The organism is Ferroplasma sp. Type II, assembly GCF_000496155.1.
The window spans coordinates 2,177-6,000 of sequence record NZ_KI542837.1; the positions used below are offsets into that span (position 1 = coordinate 2,177).

At 38.7% G+C, this 3,824-nt stretch carries 2 protein-coding genes and 2 pseudogenes; all 4 read right to left on the bottom strand.

All coding sequences use genetic code 11. The annotated features are described in order from the left end of the window. Nucleotides 1–691 (bottom strand): annotated as a pseudogene (locus AMDU4_RS13510) (hypothetical protein); the annotation flags it as partial. A 99-nt stretch (nucleotides 692–790) separates the two neighbouring features. Beyond that, nucleotides 791–982 (bottom strand): annotated as a pseudogene (locus AMDU4_RS14230) (hypothetical protein); the annotation flags it as partial. A 210-nt stretch (nucleotides 983–1,192) separates the two neighbouring features. Beyond that, nucleotides 1,193–2,359 (bottom strand): AAA family ATPase, encoded by a 1,167-nt coding sequence (locus tag AMDU4_RS13515; protein WP_021787466.1) that lies wholly within the window; start codon nucleotides 2,357–2,359, stop codon nucleotides 1,193–1,195. A gap of 154 nt (nucleotides 2,360–2,513) precedes the next feature. Further along, nucleotides 2,514–3,689, bottom strand: a complete 1,176-nt coding sequence (locus tag AMDU4_RS13520; protein WP_021788491.1) for a mechanosensitive ion channel family protein — start codon at nucleotides 3,687–3,689, stop codon at nucleotides 2,514–2,516. Between the last annotated feature and the right edge of the window lie 135 nt (nucleotides 3,690–3,824).

Here is a 3,824-nt window from a genome sequence, read left to right on the forward strand (position 1 = left end):
GCACATTTGATATATGCCTTGTTTTATAATACCCTGCAAGTTCGCCGGTATTTGAAAATGCCCTCATCTTCTTTGTGTAGCGCGGCATAATATCAATAAGTTTATTGGCCATTGTAAGTATCCTGTCAGCATTTTCAACCTTCATCGCCTTATCTGTAAGATCAATGAGGCTATCCACGGACAAGCCTTCTTTCCTGCCTGTATTGCCCCCGGGATTTTTGTCCTTTATTATTTTCTCAATTTCATGGGCCATTTCTATCTTCTTAGATGCACCTTCCATTGATTTTTCTATTGTTTTTGGATTAAGTGATTCACTGGAATTTCCGTTTCTGGCGGCATTTTTTTTGGCATTTTCATTTAATGCCTTCATAAAATTTATGCTGTAAAGCATGGATAACCTGTCGTTCAGGTGTGAATATGTCTTTGCCTGAGTGAATTCCTTCGTTTTTGTCATATAATCCATTCTGAGCCTTATGCTTTCCATAAATTCATTACTATTTTTCTGGTTTTTGACGGTGGCCAGACCGGAATAAAAAAGAAAGTAAAGGTCAGAGGTCGCCGTTTTGATATCCTCAGCTGAGTTTCTATCCAGATCTATATTCACACGCCTGACAAGCCTCTCCCTGGTTATTTTATACACAGTGCTTGTCTGTGATATTCCATTTATGTTGCTTCTTGGGTTTCCAGCCATGCCTGTCACCTTCCGTTCTCAAAAAGTTATGCAATCTTATGTACCATCTTTGTTCGTAGCGTAGGCAGTCTCAGTCGAACCTGCTTCAGGGATCTCAGGTTAATCTCTGATGTACAGATATTCATCCTTCATAGATTGCCAAGAGGCCAACGCACTCACGGGGAACGGGTCTCCGCACAGACCGATGCCACGGAGGGTTATGGCCAGTGAGGCCAACCTGTCCCTGTCGTAGTTCCGGTCACAGTTGTTGCATCTGGATATCTTCCAGGTTTGGTGCTTTACCTTTTCACCGCATACGGGACATTATGAGGAAGTCCTCCTGGATTCACCTATACCGTCTTTTTCTGCGATTTATACTCTATCATCTTCTGGAATTCAGAATATGGCCATCTGTTGAGATGAGTTCTGAGTTTTTTGTTATGAGGTTTCGCAGATTTCCTTATATTTCTCCAGAGCTTATCAGAATATATAATAATAACATATAATATTTTATCTTAACTATCACTTCCCCTTTAGCTTTTCATATCTGGATCCGGCAAACTCCAGCGATGAATTAATCCTGTTTACTATGTCTCTGTGATAAGGTGAATTGTCGCTTCCCAGTTCATATTTCATTCTCTCAAGTTTTTTAATGTATATCTCAAGCAGACTCAGCTGGTCAAGAACAACGTTATATGGTGAATTCCTGTTTATGGCGTCCTCTGTGGACTGAATAAGTGATTTTGTTTCTTCCATGGTGGTTTCAGCCTTCTGGACTATGTCGGATTTATTTTCAAGCTTGGAATCAATTATTGCCGCCTCTATTTTCGGCATATAATCTTCAGAGTCTGCACTGTATCTCATAGCCATGGCCACATCGTTTCCTGTAACGGATTTCGAATCCATAAGAATGCTGAATGCTGCCGCTATTTTAAGTAGTTTTATTTTTCTTCTGTCGCTGAGTATAACATCATTCTCCTCAAGCTGGAACAATGCCTCCATATAACGGTCTATAACATTGTTATTATCAGACCTGATCATATTCATCCTTGCCACAGCTTCTGATTGGAGCTTTCTGACATCATCAAGATCCAGGAAAGGTTTTTCCATTGTAGAACTGGATTCCATATTTATTCCCTTTTCAAGCAAATCCCTGAGAATTGTACGCTCCACATAGCTGTGGAATATCTTTATGGGATATCTGTCATAGAGTGCCATGTCTTCCTCATCATCTGATATCTCATTACTGGCTGAATAAATCCCAAGGAGGTCAAGGTCTATCATTGCTCCCCCATTGGGCAATCTGCGGTTCAGCATAATGTCAAGCAGGGTATTCCTTATGGCAGAACTTGACTTGAATATTTCATCCAAAAATACTATATTAGCATCCGGAAGTTTGCCTGTGGTTATATTTCTGTATTCCCCATTTTTTAATGCAGTTATATCTATGGGGCCAAGAAGTTCTTCTGGCTCAGTAAATTTTGTGAGCAAATAATAAAAGTACCGTGCATTGATTAATCTGCTCATTGTATCAATAATTGACGTCTTTGCTGTTCCAGGCGGCCCAACAAGAAGAGTTGGTTCACCAGAAATCAAACCTGCAAGTACACCATTAATCACGTCTTCCCTGCCAACGAACGTATTTGTTAGGTAATTCTTAACTTCAAAGATCTTGCTGATGTTTTTCATGGCTATAACAAATTAAAACAATGTTTTATAAATCTATCTATTTTCAAATTCAATACCTTATGTTGAAGTACATACTTTCTATGTTGCGAATATATTATTATGTTAGTCTTTCATTGAGAGTCGGCAATTAAAAAATTTTTTTTGGTTAAGCCCTTCACTGTTTTTTCTCATCATCCTTAGGCTGATTTTCTGCTTTCAGTTTATTATAGATATTTTCAAACACCAGATTAGTGTCATTTATCACCTTATCCATGGATTTGCCGGAAAGCTTAACCTTGGCAAGAAAGGTATTGGTTGATCCACCTCTCGCAAGGAGTATTACCCCAGAATCAGGCAACTGTTTTGATACCTCCTCAATTACTTTTTCAGAGGATACATCCGAGTTCAGTATTATACTTAATGGATATATATTTTCAGGGCTTTCCCACATTGAATTAGGGCCAAGCACATTGAACCTGGATTTCACATTCCAGTAGGCTGAATCCAGGGCCATATTGGCTCTAGCCATTTTTTCATTTAATTCGGTCACATCATCAAAAGTAATCAAAGCCTCAAAGGTGTTGCTAATACCATTTTTTGTTGAAAGGAAAAATTTTATATCGCTGAAATCATTGTTATTCTTTATTTCTTGAAGTATCTTGTCAGCTGGGACATCAGCCTGTGCAGTTATATTCAAGGGATAGATATAACTGCCGCCATCATTTCTGTACTCTGTGATTACACTGTTGCCAAGTATTTCTGAATTTGGCAGATAGATAACATTGTTGTCCTTCGTGAGCATCTTAGAAAAAAGAGTTTTCACCTCGACTATTTTTCCGGTTGTTTCAACACTCCATACCCATGAATTGACAGATATGGTCTCACCAAACTTCAGGGTGTTTGATGATGTGGCAAACACACTGGAGAGAACATTTGATGCAACTGTCTGGACTGCAAGCCCAAGTACTATGCCACCAATGGCACTGCCGGCAAGTATTCCTGTAACGCTTACATGAAATGCGCTCATTACAAGGGCCAGTATAACAACATAAAATACTATTCTTATTACCAGGGAAATTCCATATAAGCTCTTATTTGTTTTTATTAAAACTTCCCGGATGTATCTCACAAATGATCCTACTACCAGAAGCCCTATAATCAATATTGTTACTGCATGAACAGACTCAATCACAAAAGATTCATAGGATTTGTATTGTGGGAGAAATTTAGTTATTATGATATCGATGAGATATCCGGCAAGAATGGTAAATGCAATTCCCACTATGACTTCGGTGACTATTTTTGCTATCTGGTCTCTTCTCCGTGCCAGTTTTGATTTAGTTTTTGCCATTATTTATCCTCCTTACCTATTTCACTGAATCCTGTATATGGTATAAGCACATCAGGTACCCTTATGCAATCTTCTTCCTGATAGTTTTCTATTATTGCTACTAAAACTCTCTCGGTGGCTATAGCTGTACTGTTA

What these genes read in the sequence shown, in the direction of transcription:
- AMDU4_RS13520 (WP_021788491.1), bottom strand. Translation starts at nt 3,689, where the DNA reads ATGGCAAAAACTAAATCAAAACTGGCACGGAGAAGAGACCAGATAGCA.
- AMDU4_RS13515 (WP_021787466.1), bottom strand. Translation starts at nt 2,359, where the DNA reads ATGAAAAACATCAGCAAGATCTTTGAAGTTAAGAATTACCTAACAAAT.